Here is a 19,681-nt window from a genome sequence, read left to right as displayed (position 1 = left end):
ACCCAGCCCACCAACCGCCGTCGGACTCCCTCGCAACGACCCGTACGGCAACCGCAGCCGTCGCCCGATTCTCCCGGGCGGCGGCTGTTGCCCTCTCTTTGGCCTTCCACCCCCCTTACGGAAGTACTCCCATGAAGAAGCGAATCCTCAACTACAAGCCAACGGCGCCGGGTCAGCCCGCGCAGTCCAGGAAACGCGACGAACGCGGCACTGCCATGTCCATCCTGCTGCTCTTCGCCCGACACCGGAGCCTGAGCAGCGCACAAATTGCCAGCCTCCTCCGGATACCGACATCCACCGTGTACCGGCATCTGCAAACTCTCCTTCAGGCGGGCTTCGTCGTCGAAAGCACGGCTGTCGGGCGCTACTCAGCCGGGCCGGAAGTCGTCCGGCTGGCGGACAACTACCGCCAGGAATCACTGGCACAAGGCACCATCCGCAACAGGTTGGAGAAACTCTCACGGGACACGGGCGAGCTGGCCGCCTTTCTGGTCCAAAGCGGTGACGAAGCCCTCTGTGTGGAGTCGGTGGAAAGCCAACACATACTCAGCTGCAGCTACGCTGCGGGACGTTCCCGGCCCCTGTTGAACGGTGCAAGCGCGCGAACCATCCTTGCCTTCCTGCCAGAAGATGAGGCCGCAGAAGCCCTTGCCGGGCGTTTCCTGACCCGGGACGAGCACGCGGGTCTCGAGGCCGACCTCTCCAGCATCAGGGAACATGGGTACGCGACGAGCTCCGGGGCCTTGGCTCCAGGAGTCTGGGGAGTCAGCGCGCCCGTCTTCAGCGACACCGGGATCCTGGCCGGTGTGGTCACCACCATGGTGCCGCAGGAGCGCGCAGACGACGGACCCAGCCGGGAACGCTTTACAAGCTTGACTTGTGCGGCCGCTTCGGAGCTGAGCGACACCGCAGTGCGGGGATGATCCGATAGAAGTACGACGGCGGGACTCACCATTTGGTCCTTTGGTGAGTTCCGCCGTCGCATGTCCAGCCGGACGCCCTGGTCCGCGTCCGCGACGGTGTGCCAGCACAAGGGGAGTACATCCTCAAGCGATCACACATCAGAAAAGCCTGAATCTCAGATTTCAAAACTCGCCAGACCCGCGTGTGGAGTCGCCGCTGGCGTCAGGCAGCCATAGGATCAGCAGTATGGCTGACAAGAAATCGGGCGAGGCTGCGCCCTCTGCCCCTGGCGTAACCCGGATCAACGCTGCCGTGCTTTCGGTTACTCCGACGCTCGTAGCGGACCAGGTCTACGAAGCCTTGCGATCAGCCATCCTCACCGGCGAACTGGCCGGCGGGTCTCCCCTCCGCGTGCGCGACGTCGCCGACATGGTCGGCACCAGCGTCATGCCGGTCCGGGAAGCCATCCGTCGACTTGAAGAGAGCGGGCTCGCGACCCGCGTGGCCGCCCACCGCGGAGCCGTGGTCAAGGAATTCACCGTTGGGGAACTCATCCACATCTACGAAGTCCGCGCAACGCTGGAAACGGAAGCCGCCCGTCGGGGAGCCGCCAACGTCACCGATGCCGACGTCGAACGCATGGCGGCCGCCTGCACCCGCATGAAAAAGGCCGTGGCCGAACGACGGGTCTGGGATGCCTTGGATGATGACGAAGACCTTTTGAGGACGCTGTATAAGGCCGGGGGCAACCCCGTCTTGATGGACGTCATTGAGAACCTTTGGCTGCAATGCCGCCCCTACAAAGTCATCGGTGCAACCGAAGCAATCGACCACAACGACCAAAGTCTGTGGACCCCGCAACCCGACCTTCTCGAAGCTGCCCGGTCCCGTGACGCGAAGGCAGCAACCCGACTCACCAAGCTGTCGCTGGCCAGCGCACGGAAGCGCCTCGAGAAAAGGCTTGAAGGGCAGTAGACCGGTCACCGCCAGACGCGCCCGGAATCAGTCTGCCCTTGCCGACGACCGTTTTTGGAGGGACGCGGTGCGATACTGAGGCTGATCCCACCGGCCGGAAGGAACAACTCAAGCGATGATCCTGGATACGACAACCCTCCGGATCGCGTTCGGCCTTCTCACGCTGGTCCTGGCGGCATTGTTCTACTTTTCCGCCTACCGACCCACCCGCTCCGCTTACAGCGGCTGGTGGTGCGTTGCGCTGCTGTCCTTCCTTACCGGCGCGGGGTGCTTCCTCTTGGATGGCAGCGCACACCAGGTGTGGGCCAATCCCCTGGGCAACACGCTGCTGGCCTATGGAGCAGTGGCTGTCTGGGCAGGTGCCAGGTCGCTGCGGTCGTTGACGCTTTCCGCGTGGGCTGCGGCGGCGCTGCCCGTCCTGACTCTGGTCAGTTCACTGCTGGATAACCCGGCGATCAACGCGTGGTCCGGTGGGCCGGTGTTCCTGGCGTCCATGAGCCTTGGCCTAGGGCTGTCATCGTACGAACTCTGGCGTCTTGAACCAGGGTATTCCCGGGTCCGGATACCCATGGCGGTGGCTTCCGGAGTGCTGGCAGTTTTCTACTGCCTGCGCTGGATCGCGTTCCTTGCGGTTGGCCAGACGGGCCTGGTCTTCGTCACGGTTTTCGGATCAGCCGTGACCACCATGGTGACCATGGTTCTGCTGGTTGTGGTGTCCTTCAGCATGTCCGCGCTGAGCAGCGAGCAGCAAACCCGTGCCCTGCGCGTGGTGGCTTCCCGGGACGACCTGACGAACCTGCTCAACCGCAAGGCCTTCATGGACCTCGCGGCGGAGCATCTGGCGGACCGAACCGTCACTCCCAACACGGGGGCACTCATCCTGGCGGATTTGGACCATTTCAAAGCCATCAATGACACCCATGGCCATGCCGCCGGCGACAGTGCCCTGCGGTCCTTCGCCGATGCCTGCACCGCTTCAGTTCGCCCGACCGACCTGGTGGCGCGCTACGGCGGGGAAGAATTTGTCCTCCTGCTTCCCGGCGCTGGTCCGGAACGTGCCGAAGCGATCGCGCGCGAGATCAGCAAACATCTGGCATCCGTCCCCGCACCGGACGGCGTCCTGATGCCGACCGTCAGTTACGGGATCGCCCAGTACCACGTAGGAACGTCCCAGTTGGCGGACCTCATCGAGGCCGCGGATCGAGCAATGTATCAGGCCAAGGCACTCGGCAGAAACCGCGTCGCGCACAGCCAGCCAGCAAAGTAGATCGTCCGCCGGATCATCTGCAGTTCCCGGAAAGGGCACGTCCACTTTTCTGTTGTGCCGTCAGTGGACGGGTACGGAGATCGTGAGCGAGCCGGCTGTCCGGGAGCCGGGCCACGACGAACTGCCACAAGATCATCCTTCTGGCATCCAGCGGTACCTTGGTGTGCCCTCGCGGGGGCCGCGGCATCTGCCAGCTGACCCTTCAGACGCCCTGAACGGCGCTCTGCCGTGCCCGGACGACTCCGGTTGGACCGTTCTTGATGACCTTGGCTACCGCCGCTTCCGTGATTCCCATCGCCCTGGCCATCGCAGCGATGGTTACCCCGTCATCGAAGTGTTGGACCATCGCAAGCCGGCGCTTCTCTGCGAGCAAGGCGCGCTGCATCGAGCAGTCCCTCATCTGCGCGGTGTATCTGGCGATGTCCCGCAGGTCGGACGGATGGTTGTACGCAGTCCCCAAGGTGGCGTCCTTTTCAGTGTGATGTTCGCAAGTTATGGAACGACAGTCTTACGCACAACCTGTCAACTGTCTGTCATATCGGCTTCTTCAGGCGTCACATTCTGTTAGTGCCGCAAATCACAGCCGCGGTTTCCCCGCCTCGCCGGGGCACGGGCGGAGCATGCGTCAGAAAGCGTTTCACCCTTGCCACTCCGCAGAAAACGCACTCCCTGACTCAGTCAAGGATGCGCCACCAGGGTGCGTGGCGCCGACCTCCCAGCTGGGCCATACCTAGGTATGCCGAATTAGGTAACACTTTCATGTTGTAAATAACTTAGGTAAGCCTTAGCTAACTCATGGAAGGAATTTTGATGCGGAACGTATCACGGGCGGTGCTCGTTACGGGCGCCGGCGGTGGCATTGGCAGGGCCGTGGCCCATCGCCTTGCCAGCAGGAGCACGTCCCGGGATGTTCTGGTGCTGACAGACAGCGACGAAGCAGCTCTGAAAGACACCACCGAGGCGTTGACGGGCGTTAAGGTCCTGGCCGTTCCCACTGATGTCTCCGACGCCGGTCAGGTCGCGGCGTTGTTTGCCGCGATCCGCGATACCGGCGCGGCCTTGAACCAACTGGTCCACGCGGCCGGAATCCACAGTGTGGGCTCGGCACTGGATACAAGTGTTGATGAATGGAACCGCGTTCTCGCCGTCAACGCCACCGGCACGTTCCTGGTGGTCACTGCCGCTGCCAGGCAGATGCTGGAGACCGAGAGTGATAACAGGGCGATGGTGGTCATCGGTTCGAATGCGGCCGGTGTCCCACGAAGCGCAATGCCGGTCTATGCCGCGTCCAAGGCCGCTGCCGCGGCGCTGACCCGTTCCCTGGGCTTGGAGCTGGCGCCACGCGGCATCCGTTGCAACACCGTGTGTCCGGGATCAACCGACACCGGCATGCAGCGGGCGTTCTGGGGAAATGACCCGGAGCGGGGGCTCGAATCGGTACTTCAGGGCGACCTTGCCCAGTTCCGGGTGGGAATTCCCCTGGGAAAGATCGCTTCCCCGGACGACATCGCTGCCACCGCGGCGTTCCTGCTCTCCGAGGACGCCGGCCACATCACCATGCAGGACATTTACGTTGACGGCGGCGCGACTCTTCGCGCCTGAGCTACACCCACCACCGAAAGGTTTATCGTGACGCTTCAACTTGCCCCCGAAATTCCCGAGACATCCAGTTGGGTTCGTGACCCGCTGGAAGAATACCGGTCGGGTGATTTTCTGATCACCGGCCGTTCAGGCACCATCCTCGGCAGGGGCACCCAACGCTTCCAAGGCGGTCTCCAAGACGCTGCAACGCTGCACAAGGTCCTTGAAGGAGGGACCGCCCTACTCGGTGGCGTACTGCCCTTCACCCCCGGTCATCCCGGGGAGTTCCTGCTGATGGAGTCGACGCTCCGGGGACCACAGCTCACGGGCCGGACCGCTTCACCGGCAGCGCCTGTGCCTGCAGCGGCAATTCTGGAACGAGAGACACCTGCAACGCACTATAAGGAAGCCGTCGCAGAGGCCCTGCGGCGGTTCACTCCCGAAGGCCTCCGGAAAGTGGTGTTGGCACGATCCCAGAAGGCAGCCCTCACCCAACCGGTGGACGTCGCCGGGCTGCTCTTGCGACTGCTCCGCCAGAATCCGACCGCTTATACCTTCGCGGCCCCCCTTCCCGGCGGACGCACTCTCGTGGGCGCCAGCCCTGAGTTGTTGATCCGCCGTTCAGGGACCACCGCTTTGAGCAATCCCCTGGCGGGTTCGGTACCTCTGACTGGCGATGCAGGCATCGACCGTGAAAACGCCGAACAGCTGATCCGTTCGGCCAAGGACCTCCGCGAACACGCCATCGTGGTGGACATGGTGGCCGAGGTCATGAGCGGATACTGCAAGGACCTCGATGTTCCACCCGTCCCTGAACTGATCAGGACAGGATCCATGCTGCATTTGTCCACCAAGATCCAAGGCCACTTGCGCGATACCAACACCAGCGCCCTGGACCTGGCCTTCGCCCTGCACCCGACTCCCGCTGTCTGCGGATGGCCCACCACCACAGCGTGCGATCTGATCCAGGAGCTCGAGGACGTAGACCGCGGTTTCTACGCCGGCGCCGCCGGCTGGGTGGATGCCTCCGGAGACGGCGAATGGGTGGTCAGCATCCGGTGCGCCGAAATAGGCGATGACGAACTCCGTGTGCACGCCGGTGCGGGTATCGTCCCCGGCAGCGACCCTGAACTCGAATTCGCCGAAACCGAAGCGAAGTTCCGCACCATCCTGCGCGGAATGGGGTTCACCGAATGACGCTCGAAGGGACCATCTCCTGGCCCGCGGAAACTGCTGCCCGCTACCGCGCGGCAGGCTACTGGACCGGCGAACGCCTCGACCGGGTCGCAGCGACGCACGCAGAACGCACCCCGGACGCTATCGCCGTCGTCGACGAGGCCGGACGCCTCACCTACGCTGCCTTCGAACAAAAGGTCGCGCAAATGGCTGGTGGATTTATCTCCTTGGGAATACGCCCTCGGGACCGTGTCCTGCTGCAGCTGCCCAACCGCACGTCCTTCCTGGTCACGGCACTGGCCCTGATGCGCGTCGGCGCCATCCCGGTGTACCTGCTCCCGGCACACCGGCACAGCGAACTCGTGGCCATCGCCGCGCAAGCGGACCCCGTGGCCTACATCGGCCCATCCGTGCACGACAGCTTCGACTACCGGCCCATGGCAGCCGAAGTCGCTGCCACCCAGGCAGCCGCGCTCAACCGGAACCGGCTGACGGTCATCATTGACGGAGAAACATTTGAAGGACAGACAGGCCTGGACGAAGTCCTTGAAGCGGGGCTTGGCAAAGAATGTTCGGAAGGTGTCCCCACCGACACCGGGGATGTCGCCTTCCTGCAACTCTCAGGCGGAACCACCGGCACACCGAAACTGATCCCCCGGACCCACGACGACTACCACTACTCGGTGCGCCAGAGCGTCAAAGTCTGCGGTCTGGATGCCAGAGCCGTCATGTTGCTGGTCCTGCCCGCGGCACACAACTTCCCTATGAGTTCTCCCGGGTTCCTGGGTGTGCTGCTCGCCGGTGGCCGCGTCGTCCTGGGATCATCACCAGCACCTGATGCAGCCTTCCCTGTCATAGAACGCGAAGCCGTCACCATCGTTCCGTTGGTCCCGCCCCTGGCCTTGGCCTGGATGCGGGCCGCAGCCACCACATCCGCTGATCTTCGCAGCCTCCGCACCATCCAGGTTGGAGGAGCCAAGTTCCTGCCCGAATCCGCACGCCGCATCAGGGCCGACCTGGGGGCGAGCCTGCAGCAGGTTTTTGGCATGGCCGAGGGGCTGGTGTGCTACACCCGGCAGGAGGACCCGGAAGACCTCGTCTGCACCAGCCAGGGCCGCCCCATGAGTGAGGCCGATGAAGTCATGATCGTTGACGACGACGATCACCCGGTCGCCGACGGCACACCAGGGCACCTGCTCACCCGGGGGCCGTACACCATCCGGGGGTACTACAAGGCCGAAGGGCATAACGCGACGGCGTTCACCGCAGATGGTTTTTACCGGACTGGTGACATCGTGCGCCGGTTGCCCGGCGGCTACCTGAGCGTCGAAGGCCGGTCCAAGGACCAGATCAACCGTGGTGGCGAGAAAATCTCCGCCGAGGAAGTCGAAGACCATCTGCTCGCCCATCCCTTGGTCCATGACGCCGCCGTCGTCGCGATCCCGGACCAATACCTGGGAGAGCGAAGCTGCGCGGTCATTGTGCCCGCAGGGCAAGCACCCACCCGCAAAGAGATCCTGCAGTTCATCCGCACCAGGGGCGTGGCGGCGCACAAGATCCCGGACCGCGTCGAGTTCGTCACCGAGTTTCCCACAACAGGGGTTGGTAAAAACAGCCGGGCCCAACTGCGCCGTACTTTGGCCGGTCAGTTCCAACCCCAGCCAACACAACCCCAGCACTGACCACCTACGAAAGCCCCTATACCCAGGAGATTTGCCATGAGCCAGCGACTTCCCGCCAGCATCAGCTATCCGTTGCCCACCCCGGGCGAACTGCCCGCGCCGTCCCTTGCCTGGGCGGCCGAACCGGACCGCTCAGCCTTGTTGATCCACGACATGCAACGCCACTTCCTGCGGCCCTTCGATGCTGGCACTGAACCCATCAACGCCGTCACCGCCAACATCCAGGCGTTGCGGAACCAGGCCCGGGAACTGGGCATCCCAGTGTTCTATACGGCGCAGCCCTCCCACCAGGACCCGCAGGACCGCGCCCTGCTGACCGATTTGTGGGGGCAAGGCATCGGAACCAACGAAGACGGGGCACGGATCATCGATGCGCTGACACCCGAAGAAGGCGATACGGTCCTGACCAAATGGCGCTACTCCGCCTACCAGCGAAGCGACTTCGCTGAGCAGTTGGCCGCCGCCGGCCGGACCCAACTGGCGATCACCGGCGTTTACGCGCATATCGGCTGCCAGGTCACGGCCACCGATGCTTTCATGCAGGACGTCCAACCGTTCTTCGTGGCCGATGCCGTGGCCGATTTCTCCCAAGCCCACCACCAGCAGGCGCTGGAATGGGTGGCCGGCCGCTGCGGTGTGGTCACCACCACCGCCGACCTGCACCAAGCGTGGGGGGCAACCGCGCCAACCGCCGGCGCGGCAGTAAACACAGCAGGCCTGTCCGCGATTACGGCCATGCTGCGGGGCAAAGTTGCCGAACTGGCCTACCTTGACCCCGAAGAAATCGACCCGGCGGAGAACCTGGGCGACCTCGGCGTGGACTCCATCCGCATGATGGAACTCGTGGAATTCCTGCGCACCGCGGGATATCAGGTGGCCTACGAACAGCTCGCCGAAGAACCCACCATCAAACATTGGGCGTTCACACTCGACGCAGCCACCGCCGGCGCGACGGCAGGAACATTTGAGCTTGCAGGAGCAGTGAAATAACCATGAGCGAGATCCAGAACCCCTTCGACGAGGAAACCGGAACGTTCCTGGTCCTGACCAACAGCGAAGAACAACACAGCCTGTGGCCTGGCTTCGCGGCGGTACCCGCGGGGTGGACAACCGTTCACGGCCCCGATTCCCGGCAAGGCTGCGTCGAGCACATCGAACGCAGCTGGACCGACCTCCGGCCGCTGAGCCTCCGCGCCCACATCAGCTAGCCCTCCACGACTCCGCGCCCAGAGCACCACAGAACTGCGCCTTCCCGAACAGGACCTCCGATGACCATCACCCCTGACCTCAGCAACACGGTTGAGCTGCAGGACAACCCCGCCACCCCCACCTTCCAAGGCCGGCTACCCCTTGCCGCTGCCCAACCGGGCATCTGGTACGCCCATCACTTGGAGGGCGAGAGCACGGCCATCTTCAACGTGGCCCGTTATCTGGACATCCAAGGGTCACTGGACGAAACCTTGTTCACGGAGGCAGTAGCACTCGGGCTCGCGGACGCAGATACGATCCACAGCACGTTCGACGACGACGGCACCCCGGGCCAGCACCCCGGAGCCGCGGCGTCGGCGCCGCTTGAGGTCGTGGATTTCCGGGCGGATGGCGCCGATGAGGCCCGGACCCGGATGCACCAGGACCTTGCAACACCGGTCTCACTGACGGACGGTTCAGCCCTGTACCGTCAGACGCTGTTCCGTGTGGGTGAGAACCGGTGGTTCTGGTACCAGCGTTTCCACCACATCCTGCTCGATGGCTACAGTTTCACCGCTATCACCGAGCACATCAGCGCCATCTACCGGGCACTGGTCTCGGGTACGGAAATCCCGGCCTCACCCTTCACGGCGTTCTCCCTGGTAGTCGACCAGGAGTCCGCCTACCGTGGTTCGGCCGACGAAGAGCAGGACGCGGCCTTCTGGCGGGACTACTGCAGCGAACTGCCGACGCCGGTGTCGCTCGCCGGAGCGGCGCGGGCGCTGGAAACCGCGCCGGCCACCTGGGCACCGGTGCGCCGGCACGAACTGCGCCTTGATGGAGCGCAAATGGCCGCGGTGACCGAGCTGTCCCGCACCCACCACGTCACCTGGGCCGATGTATTGACTGCTGCGGTAGGCAGCTACATCGGCAGGATGGGCTCCGCCCGCAACGTGGTTCTCGGTGTCCCGTTCATGGGCCGGACCAAGAGCGCCTTGCGAACGTCCGGCCCGGTGGTCACCGTACTTCCCGTCACCGTACCGCTGGCTCGGAACGCCGGGCTGGGTGAGGTGGCGCGCCTGACCGCCCGCAACATCGCGCAGGCGCGGCGTCATTACCGCTACGGTGCCGAGCAGATCATGCGCGACGCCAACTTGGTTGGCGCGGAAACGGGACTGTATGGGCACGTAGTCAACATCAAGATCTTCGACTACACCACCGATTTGGCCGGGGCATCGGTCACAACCCGCCACCTCTCGGCCGGGCCCGTGGACGATCTGGAATTCTCCGTGCTCCGGGACGGCGAAGAGACCGTCATCGAAATCGAAGCCCATCCGGGCCGATACAGCGACGAAGACCTGGCCGGCCATGCCAGGCGCCTCCAGGCCTGGATACTGTCCACGACCGACCCTGGCGCCGGCGCCGTCGATGGCCTTCCGATAGCGACAGCCGACGAACAGGACCTCATCCTTCACGCCTGGGGTGCCGGTACAACTGTCCCCCACAGCGCCGCGCCGGTCGGGGAACTCCTCGACGCCAGGGCGGCCGAAACACCCACCGAAACGGCGGTTGTCTGTGGACACCTGTCACTGACCTTTGCCGAACTCACCGGACGGGCGAACTCGTTGGCACGGTACCTGATCTCCCAGGGCGTTGGCCCGGATACCGTCGTCGCGATCGCCCTCCCCCGCTCGCTCGAATCCGTGGTTTCGATCGCCGCCGTCGTAGCTTCCGGAGCTGCGTACCTGCCGCTGGACCTCGACTACCCCCAGGACCGACTCGCCTACATGGTGGAGGACGCCGCCCCAGTCATCCTGCTCACGAACAGCAAGGTGGACACCACCTTCGCTGGCGACGATGTCCGCGTGCTCGGCCTCGATGACCCGGACATCGTCTCCGCCGCCAGCCGACTGCCGGGAACTCCGGTCTCCGACGCAGACCGGACCCGTCAGCTGCATCCGAAGGATCTGGCCTACGTGATCTACACCTCGGGATCCACGGGCCGGCCCAAGGGCGTGCAGAGCACGCACGAGGGCCTGCGCAACCTTCTCGAAAACCATGCAGCCGATGTTTTCGGTTCCACTATCGCAACCCTGGCGCCCCGCCGGGTCCGGGCAGCACACACGGCATCCTTCTCCTTTGATTCATCTTGGGAGCAGCTGATCTGGCTTTACCTGGGCCACGAACTGCACGTCTTTGACGACGACACCCGCCGCGATCCGCAGGCTGTGGTCGAGGCAGTCCGGGCTGCACGCATCGACGCCCTCGATGTCACCCCGTCCTTCGGCGCCCAGCTCCTCGAAAGCGGTCTCCTCGCCCCGGCCGAACATCATCCCGCGCTCTTCCTCATCGGTGGCGAGGCAGCATCGCCGGCCTTGTGGAAGACGCTTCGGGAGACTCCGGGAACGCACAGCCACAACTTCTACGGCCCCACCGAATACAGCGTCGACACCCTCGGCGCCAACGTCCTGGACGCTGAGGTCCCCGTGGTCGGAAGGCCCATCGGCAACACCAGCGTCTATGTCCTCGATGCTGCCCTGCGGCCGCTGCCCGCAGGTGTGCCCGGCGAACTGTATATCTCGGGTCCGGGCCTGGCCCGCGGATATTTGGGCCGGCCGGATCTCACCGCGGCACGGTTCGTGGCGGATCCCCACCGTGATGGCGAACGGATGTACCGCACTGGGGACCTGGTGCAGTGGCGCCCGGACGGCACCATCGATTACCTCTCCAGGGTTGATGACCAGGTCAAGGTCCGAGGCTTCCGCGTGGAACTGGGCGAGGTCGAGGACGCCCTGACCGGCGTTGAATCGGTTGTGGCCGCTGCTGTCATCGCCGAACCATTGGGCCATACCAACCGTCTGATCGGCTACTTCGTGACCGGGGCCGGCACAGCCCTGCGGAGGGATCAGGATCCGCCAGCCCGGGTCCGGGAGATTCTCTCCGCAACCCTGCCCGACTATCTGGTACCGGCCATTTTGATCCACCTGGATGAACTGCCGCTGACCGTCAACGGAAAGCTGGACCGCGCCGCGCTCCCGGCTCCGGCAGCAGTCGCCAGTGCCCCGGGAAGGACACCAACCACCGCTGAGGAAGAACTGCTGTGCTCAGCCATCGCTACGGTCGTGGGCATGCCGCTGGTCAGTGTCGACGACGACTTCTTCTCCCTCGGCGGCGACAGCATCTCCGCCATGGCCGTCTGCGGCGCCGCCCGCCGGGGCGGCTACCAACTCCGTCCCCGCGACGTTTTCGCGCTTCGCACCCCAGCTGCGATGGCCACGGCTCTTACCTCCCTCGCTACCTCACAGATCGTTGCGCCGCCCAGTCCTGAAGGGCCGGTCCCGCCTCTACCCATCATGAAATGGTTCGCTGAAACAGCCTCCGGGGCCGGCGCACGCTACGCCCAGGGTGTCTGCGTCACCGTACCGGCCGCGTTGTCCCGCCAGGACCTGGCCCGGTCCCTGGGTGCGCTGGCCGCAGCCCACCCTGCCTTGCGGGCACGGCTGAACGGCCAGGAGCTGCACATCCCCTCCGCCGCTGACAGCCCGGTGCCGGACGTCCGGGAAATCAATCTGCCCGCAGGTGCCACAGAATCAGCACTGAACGACGCCGCAGACCGCGCTTTCCGTGAAGGTGCCGCAGACCTCGACCCCGTCGGCGGCGGCATGGTCTACGCTGCGATCATCGCCGTGGCCGGGCAGTCCCGCCGCCTGGTGCTCGTACTGCACCATCTGATCGTCGACGGCGTATCCTGGCGCACGCTGCTCCCCGAACTCGGCCAGGTTGTCGATGCAGTCCTCACCTGGCACGCACCCGAGCTGCCCGCGGAGGAGACCTCACTGCGGCAGTGGACCCAGAGTCTTCACGCGCAAATCCCTGCCCGGCGCGACGAACTTGCGTACTGGACAGGGCAGCTCGCTGCGGGGACCGGCAGGATCGCCGCCGGACTGGACCCCGCCCTGGACACCCACGGCACGGCCGGGACCGCCCGACTGCTCCTTGGCCAGGCGACAACCACCGCCCTGCTGGAGCAACTCCCTGACGCGTACCGGGCCACCATTGACGAGGTGCTGCTGGCCACGGTCATGCTGGCCGCAGCCGAGCTGGTCGGCACACAGTCGCTGGGCATCGCCCGCGAAACCCACGGACGCGAAAGCGACGGGCTCGACCTTGACCTGGAACGGACCGTCGGCTGGCTGACCGCCGAATACCCGTTGCGACTTGACCTCGGTGCCATCGACGCCGCAGACGCCCTCGCCGGGGGCACCGGGCTGTTCGATGTTGTCCGCAGCATCAAACAAGCCGTGCGGGAGGTCCCCGACCATGGCCTGGGCTTTGGCATCCTCCGCTACCTGGACGAACAAACCGGCCCGGAACTCGACCGGCTCTTCCGGGCCTGCCCGCCGTCGTTGCTGGTCAACTACCTCGGCCGCTTCGCCAACGATGAAGGGCACTTCACCCCCATCAGCGGAACCGGCGTCTTCGTGGACTCCTTCGCCGTGGACATCGACCCGGCCATACCGTTGTCCCACCCCCTGGAACTGAACATGTTCCTGGACGGAAAGCAGCTCGCACTGAGCTGGACCTGGGCGCAACGGCTGCTTCACCTCCACGATGTCGAAGCCCTGACCGAAGCGATGGAACGCGCCGCCATGGCACTGCTGCGGCAGGCAAAGGCCGCACCCGTGCAAGCGTTGGCGACCTCCGTTCCCGCCGATGTCCCCGGCACCGGACTGACCCTCGCGGAGGTCCACCGCCTGGAACAAGTCCATGGACCGCTGGAGGCAGCCCTGCCCCTGGGGCCACTGCACGAAGGCCTGTTGTTCCATGCCCAGCTCGGTGAGTCCGCGAGCTACAGCTCCGTCACCGTCCTTGACTTCGAGGGTCCCCTCGACAGCGGCCGGATGCGGCAGGCTGTTGGCCTTCTACTGGACAAGCACCCCCAGCTCGGGGCCGGCTTCGACAGCGGCACCGGTTCCCGGCCGGTGCAGGTCATCCCCCACGCTGCGCATCGGCGGGAGATCATCTGGGAAGAAACAAGCTGCGCCGGCACCAGCTCCGAGACAGTGGAAACAACCGCCAAAGACATTGAACAAGCCGAAGCCAACCGGCACTTCGATGTGGCAAGGGGACCACTGCTGGCCGCCCATCTCCTGCGGGTCAGCGGCACCTCCGCACGCCTATACCTCTCCGCCCACCACTTGGTGGTGGACGGATGGTCCACCCCGCTGATCATCCGTGACCTGCTCACCGCATACGAAGACCGGATCCTGCCCGGGCCGACTGCTCTCTCCGCCTACCGGGACGCCGTGCGAAGAATGGAAACTTCCGACGAGGATCGCGCCGTCTGGGCGCGGGCCATGGCCGGGTGCACTCCGACGATGCTCGCCCCCACGTTCCCGTCAGGCAACTCCTCCGCCGGTCAGTCTCCCCTGTTCGAGATCTCCACCGTCCTGGAGGAAAGCCTGGCCCAGCAGATCGCGGCCGTGGCCCGGCGCGTGGGTGCCACGCCGAACACCGTTTTCCAAATGGCATATGCCGAGACCCTTGCCCAGCTCACCGGACGACATGACGTCATCTTCGGCAGCACGGTCTCCGGCCGGGACAACCAGCACGACCAGGACATCATCGGCTTGTTCACCAACACACTCCCGGTGCGGATCACCGTGGATCGTGCCAAGCCGCTGGCCCTGCAACTCACCGATGTGCAGCAGGCACAGTCGGAGCTGCGCGAGCACTCCCACATCGGATTGGCCGAAGTCCAACAGCTCGCCGGTGCCGGCACCCTCTTTGACACCCTCTTCGTCATGGAGAACTACCCGGCCGAGTCCTCCCTGTATGACGCCGGTGCCTCCGGCCTGCGTCTGACCACCTTGAACAACCGCGGTTACACCCATTACCCGGTGACGATGTTGGTGCTGCCCGAACCGGCAGGCTACCGGCTGGTGCTCGAACACCGGCTGGATCAGGCGGATGGAAGGCTCTTGCTGGAGCGGTACCGTGCCGCGCTGGCCTCGGTGGTCTCTGACGCCCAGGAAGCCCCGTCCCGTCTTGGGGTCCTGCTGCCCGCTGAACGGGACCTGGTCGAAGCCGCCAACACGACCAGTCACGTCGTGCCTGCAGCGACGCTGCGTTCCTTGCTCCAGGACCAGGGCAGTATGGCTCCCGGAAATCTGGCCATCACCAGTGATGAAGGAGATCTCAGTTACGCCCAGGTGCGACTGCGCGTCGTCCGGCTGGCAAGGCGGCTGCGGCAGGCAGGTGTCCGCACTGGCGACATCGTCGCCGTCGCGCTCCCCCGTTCAACCAACCTGACTGTTTCCATCCTGGCCGTCATCGAAGCGGGGGCCGCGTACCTGCCGCTCGATACCAGCTACCCGGCAGAACGGTTGCAGTTCATGGTGGACGATGCCAAACCGCGGCTGCTGCTGACCTCGGCCTTGGCCGGGGACCTCATCACGGCCAACGTGCCGTCTCTGGTGGTAGACCGTACCGAAGCCGACGTCGAGGACGACCCCGTGTCCAGCGGCTCGAGTCTGGGCTGGCGGGAGGATGTGGAAGCTGAACTCACCCCCGGCCACCCTGCCTATGTCATCTACACTTCGGGGTCAACGGGACGGCCCAAGGGCGTCCAGGTCCCGCATGGGGCCATCGTGAACCGGCTGTTGTGGATGCAGCACGAGTATCCGCTGACAGCAGCCGATGTCGTCATGCAAAAGACCCCGTCCAGTTTCGATGTGTCAGTGTGGGAGTTCTTCTGGCCATTCATGGTCGGCGCTGGGCAGCTCATCGCACCGCCCCAGGCCCACAGGGATCCGTCGGCGCTGTGCCAGCTGATCCGCGACGGTGGAGTGAGCATCATTCACTTTGTTCCCTCCATGCTTGCAGCATTCCTCCAGGAACCCTCGCTGCAGGCACAAACTGGCCATGGTTCGGCTCTGCCCAGCCTCCGGCACGTTTTCTGCAGCGGCGAAGCGCTCTCCGCAGAGCTCGCCGCATCCTTCAGCGATGTGGTCGGCGCGGAACTGCATAACCTTTACGGCCCCACTGAGGCGGCCGTGGACGTCACGGCCCACTGCTGGGCCGGTCCGGTCCCGGGGGCCCTCACCGGTAGTGTCCCGATCGGATCGCCGGTATGGAACACCCAACTGCACGTGCTGGATCCGCTGCTGCGGCCTGCCCCGTTGGGAGTGGCCGGCGAGCTGTACCTTGCCGGGGCGCAACTGGCCACGGCTTACCTGGGCAGGCCTGCCCTCACCGCAGAACGCTACGTGGCTGACCCGTTTGCCGAAGGTCAACGGATGTACCGCACCGGTGACATGGTCCGTCGGCTTCCTGACGGCTCCATCGAATACCTGGGCAGAACCGATGACCAGGTCAAGATCCGGGGACAACGCATCGAACCCGGCGAAATTGAAACCGTGCTCGCCGCCGTGCCCGGCGTCCGCACCGCCGTCGTCATCGCCAGAAGCTCCACCGCGGGCACCGGCTTGACGGGAGCGGACCACCGCATCCTGGTCGGCTACCTGGTCCCCGACGATCCCGGGACGGACCACACGGAGCTGCTAAGGGCCGTGAACGCTGCGGCTTTGTCCTCCCTTCCGACCCACATGGTGCCCGCCGCCATGGTGGTGCTCCCGGAACTGCCCCTGAGTTCCAACGGCAAGCTGGACCGCCGGGCGCTGCCCGCTCCGGATATGGCCTCCGGCACCGGCCGCGCGCCGGCCGCCGGACTCGAAACCACGGTTGCCGAGGCCTTCGGCTCCGTGCTGGGTGTGGACGGCGTCCAAGCCACGGACGACTTCTTCGCACTCGGCGGGCACTCACTGTTGGCGATGCGCCTGGCAGCAGAGTTGGGGCGGACACTGGACCGTCGTGTCCACGTTGGCAGCATCATGGCCAGCTCCAGCGTCGAAGCCCTGGCTGCCCAGCTGGGCACGGGAACCGACACCAACGCAGCCTTCGACCAGCTCCTGCAGATCCGGCCCGGAAACGCAGAACCCTTGGTCTGCATCCACCCGGCCTCGGGTTTCGCCTGGCAGTACAAGGCACTGGCAAGCCACCTCGACGACGGCCACGGAGTTGTTGGGTTGCAGTCACCACGACCGGACGGTCCCCTCGCCCACGCCACGGGCCTCACCGATGTGGTGGACAGCCACTACCGGAACCTTCGAGCCGCCCAACCTCACGGGCCCTACCGTCTGCTGGGATACTCACTCGGCGGAACCATCGCCCACGCCCTCGCGGCGCGGTTGCAGGCCGAAGGAGAAACCATCGCGTTCCTTGGACTGCTGGATACCTATCCACCAGAAGGCCAGGACTGGGACGCCGACACGGCAGCCGAGGCGGAAGCAGAAGCCGACCGCGAACGGGCCGGGTTCCTCGAGGCGGTCCCCGACCAGGAACCCGACGCCGAACGTGAGGCCATGTTTACCGACATCGTCGCCAACTACGCCGATGCGGTCCGGTTGCTGAAAACCGCTACCAGCCCCGTGTTCCACGGAGCAGCGGAACTGTTCGTGGCCGAGCGGACCCTCCCGGACGGCTTCGACCCGGAAGAGGCGTGGGGGCAGCGGGTCGACGGGCTGCGGATCCACCGGCTCGATTGCTCCCACGAGGACATCGTGTCCCCGGAGATGCTTCCATCGCTTGCACCGGCACTGTCAGCTGCCCTTGCTGCCAGCCGCCGAATCGAGCGCCACACCGCCACATCAACCCAGGAGACCACCCCATGACAGAGACCTCCACAACCACCGGAACCCCGGCGGCCACCGCGGAGCCCTCCCGGGCCATCGAACTGCACATCCACGAGGTCACTCCCCGCCTGCTTACAGTGCTGAAGGTCATTGACCTGAGCCCGGTAATGAGGCGTGTCATCTTCGGCGGGGACGACATGACCAAAGCCGTCTTTCCGTTCCGTCCCATGGCCGTTTCGGACCACGTCAAGCTGGTCTTTCCGGAGCTTGCCACCGGCGAACTGCACCTGCCCGAAGCTGGGCCCGACCGGCTCATCATGCCCGAAGGGCGGCCCAGGCCGTTGTTCAGGGACTACACAGTCAGGGCGTTCGATCCGGACACCCTGGAAGTCTCCATTGATTTCGTGCTCCACGACCATGGGGTGGCCGGGAGGTGGGCCATCGCGGCCTCACCCGGTCAGCAACTGGGTGTCCTGGGGCCGCGAGGGTCCCACCTGTACCCGACCGGCTTCGGCCACTACCTTCTGGCAGCGGATGAAACAGGGTTGCCCGCCCTCGCCCGCTGGCTGGAGGAACTCCCGGCAAACCTGAGCTGCGACGTGTTCATCAGCGTGGACTCGGCAGCGGGTGAAATCGACCTGCCACACCATCCCGGAGCCGTGGTCCGTTACCTGCACCGCAACGTCCTTGGCGTCACGGCCCTCGAAGACGCCGTCCTGTCCTGGCGCCCCGCGGGCGATGACCTGTTCGTGTGGGCAGCGGGCGAGGCAACGGCCATGAAGACCATCCGCCGCCACGTCCGCGATGTCCTCGGCGTGCCCAAGGGGCACACCGACATTGACGGCTACTGGAAGAACGGCGTTGAAGGGTTGGACCATCACGCAGCGGACGACGATGACTGAACCGGCAAAGGCGAGGGCGCGCTTCGTCCTGGACACCAGCCCCTTGCGGGTCAGTCCCGCGTTCCGCCGCATCTTCATCGCCCGGACCATCTCCATTTTTGGGTTGGGCATGCTGGCCGTCGCCATCCCCGTGCAGGTCTTCGACCTGACCGACTCCACGCTCCATGTGGGCTTGGCTGCCAGCATCGAGGGAATCTGTGCCTTCCTGGGACTGTTGTTTGGCGGCGAGGCCGCGGACAGGTTCGACCGGCGGAAGATCATTATTGGCTCGCGCATACTGGGGGGCCTTGGTTTCGCCGCCTTGGCCCTCAACGCCTGGCTGCCAGAATCGTCCCTGACGGCTGTCTACGTCGTGGGAGCGATTGACGGCTTCTTCGGCGGATTCTCCGTCACGGCTTTGATGGCCGCCACGCCCTCCCTGATCCCCCGGGACAAACTCCCGGCCGCCGGCGCCTTGAACATGCTCTCCGTGCGGCTCGGGACCATGATCTCACCGGCAATCGGCGGTGTGGTCATCGCCGCCGGAGGCGTCGGGTGGAACTACGCCAGCGCGGCAGCAACCACCCTGGTGACAGTGGTCCTGCTCTTTGGATTGCCGCCCATGCTGCCTGACCGTACCGGAGAACCACAGCACCCGCTCAGGAGCGCCCTGGAAGGCGCAGCATTCGTCTACCGCAACACGATCGTCCGATCCGTGGTGCTCCTTGGCACCCTGGAAACAGCCGCCTCAGGCGTCCGCGTCCTGATCCCGGCCCTGGCCGTGGCCACTTTCAACGTCGGGCCCGAAGGAACCGGCCTGCTGTACTCGGCGGTACCCCTCGGCGCCGTGGCTGCGACACTCTTGAGCGGCTGGGTAGGACACCTCCAGCGCCCGGGGAGGGCAATGATCCTGCTTGCCACGGCGTCTTTCGCTGCGTTGGCTGCGCTGGGTCTCTGCCGTGACCTGGTCCCGGCGCTGGCCGCGATGGCCCTGTTCGGCGCGTTCAGCTCCTTGAGCAGCATCCTGCAGTACGCCCTGGTGCAACAAAACACGCCCGACCGGTTGCTGGGCCGGGTCAACGCCTTGTGGATGGCGCAGGAAGTTGGTGCTGACTCCGGCGGTGCCCTGGCCCTCGGCGGCCTGGGCAAGCTGGTACCGGCATCACTTGCGCTGACGGTGTTCGGCACGTCCGCAGTTGTTGCCGGACTCGGCGGCTTGCTGGGGTTCCGGGCGCTGGTGAATACTGGCTCCGCCATCGAACCCGGTGAGAATGAAGGATCGACCGCTGCAGCGGCCACCACCCCCCAGCCCGCGCACACGCCCGGAACCTAAGG

12 protein-coding genes are annotated in these 19,681 nt (G+C 65.3%); 11 read left to right on the top strand and 1 reads right to left on the bottom strand.

Translation table 11 applies throughout. The features are described from left to right. Nucleotides 1–131 precede the first annotated feature (131 nt). The 3 genes from ACIQTZ_RS21100 to ACIQTZ_RS21090 all read left to right on the top strand — a co-directional run bounded on the left by ACIQTZ_RS21100 (nucleotide 132) and on the right by ACIQTZ_RS21090 (nucleotide 3,145). Nucleotides 132–923, top strand: coding sequence for an IclR family transcriptional regulator (locus tag ACIQTZ_RS21100; RefSeq protein WP_402983712.1), 792 nt, complete (start codon nucleotides 132–134; stop codon nucleotides 921–923). 226 nt (nucleotides 924–1,149) lie between these two features. Then, nucleotides 1,150–1,878, top strand: a complete 729-nt coding sequence (locus tag ACIQTZ_RS21095; protein WP_400336523.1) for a GntR family transcriptional regulator — start codon at nucleotides 1,150–1,152, stop codon at nucleotides 1,876–1,878. 115 nt (nucleotides 1,879–1,993) lie between these two features. Continuing rightward, nucleotides 1,994–3,145 (top strand): diguanylate cyclase, encoded by a 1,152-nt coding sequence (locus ACIQTZ_RS21090; protein WP_400336522.1) that lies wholly within the window; start codon nucleotides 1,994–1,996, stop codon nucleotides 3,143–3,145. A 202-nt stretch (nucleotides 3,146–3,347) separates the two neighbouring features. Here the strand turns inward: ACIQTZ_RS21090 and ACIQTZ_RS21085 are convergent, their stop codons facing one another. Next, nucleotides 3,348–3,605 (bottom strand): helix-turn-helix domain-containing protein, encoded by a 258-nt coding sequence (locus ACIQTZ_RS21085; protein ID WP_402950697.1) that lies wholly within the window; start codon nucleotides 3,603–3,605, stop codon nucleotides 3,348–3,350. A gap of 350 nt (nucleotides 3,606–3,955) precedes the next feature. Here ACIQTZ_RS21085 and ACIQTZ_RS21080 point away from each other — a divergent pair, with 350 nt between their 5' ends. From ACIQTZ_RS21080 to entS, 8 genes are read left to right on the top strand one after another with little or no spacing between them, the layout of a single operon-like run. Further along, on the top strand, nucleotides 3,956–4,747 hold the full coding sequence (locus ACIQTZ_RS21080; protein WP_402983709.1) for an SDR family oxidoreductase: 792 nt from the start codon (nucleotides 3,956–3,958) through the stop codon (nucleotides 4,745–4,747). 27 nt (nucleotides 4,748–4,774) lie between these two features. Next, the gene (locus ACIQTZ_RS21075; RefSeq protein WP_402983706.1) at nucleotides 4,775–5,923 is read left to right on the top strand and encodes an isochorismate synthase MenF; all 1,149 of its coding nucleotides are present in this window, start codon (nucleotides 4,775–4,777) and stop codon (nucleotides 5,921–5,923) included. Next, a complete protein-coding gene (locus ACIQTZ_RS21070; protein WP_402983703.1) occupies nucleotides 5,920–7,584 on the top strand; it encodes a (2,3-dihydroxybenzoyl)adenylate synthase in 1,665 nt (554 codons plus the stop codon). The genes ACIQTZ_RS21075 and ACIQTZ_RS21070 overlap by 4 nt, the downstream gene beginning before the upstream one ends. A gap of 36 nt (nucleotides 7,585–7,620) precedes the next feature. Then, nucleotides 7,621–8,574: an isochorismatase family protein gene (locus tag ACIQTZ_RS21065; protein ID WP_400336517.1), complete on the top strand. Its 954-nt coding sequence runs from the start codon at nucleotides 7,621–7,623 to the stop codon at nucleotides 8,572–8,574. 2 nt (nucleotides 8,575–8,576) lie between these two features. Further along, nucleotides 8,577–8,792, top strand: coding sequence for an MbtH family protein (locus ACIQTZ_RS21060; protein ID WP_400336516.1), 216 nt, complete (start codon nucleotides 8,577–8,579; stop codon nucleotides 8,790–8,792). Nucleotides 8,793–8,852: 60 nt separating this feature from the next. Then, nucleotides 8,853–17,504: an amino acid adenylation domain-containing protein gene (locus ACIQTZ_RS21055; protein ID WP_402983700.1), complete on the top strand. Its 8,652-nt coding sequence runs from the start codon at nucleotides 8,853–8,855 to the stop codon at nucleotides 17,502–17,504. Continuing rightward, entirely contained in the window at nucleotides 17,501–18,367 is an 867-nt protein-coding gene (locus ACIQTZ_RS21050; protein WP_402983697.1) for a siderophore-interacting protein, read from the top strand. Before ACIQTZ_RS21055 ends, ACIQTZ_RS21050 begins: the two co-directional genes overlap by 4 nt. After that, nucleotides 18,360–19,679: an enterobactin transporter EntS gene (gene entS, locus ACIQTZ_RS21045; RefSeq protein WP_402950714.1), complete on the top strand. Its 1,320-nt coding sequence runs from the start codon at nucleotides 18,360–18,362 to the stop codon at nucleotides 19,677–19,679. The genes ACIQTZ_RS21050 and entS overlap by 8 nt, the downstream gene beginning before the upstream one ends. Nucleotides 19,680–19,681: the final 2 nt, after the last annotated feature.

Source organism: Paenarthrobacter sp. NPDC090520 (assembly GCF_044769205.1).
In the GTDB taxonomy this organism is placed as follows: domain Bacteria; phylum Actinomycetota; class Actinomycetes; order Actinomycetales; family Micrococcaceae; genus Arthrobacter.
Note: the sequence above shows the minus strand (reverse complement) of the source record. Positions and strands in the feature narration are given on the sequence as shown.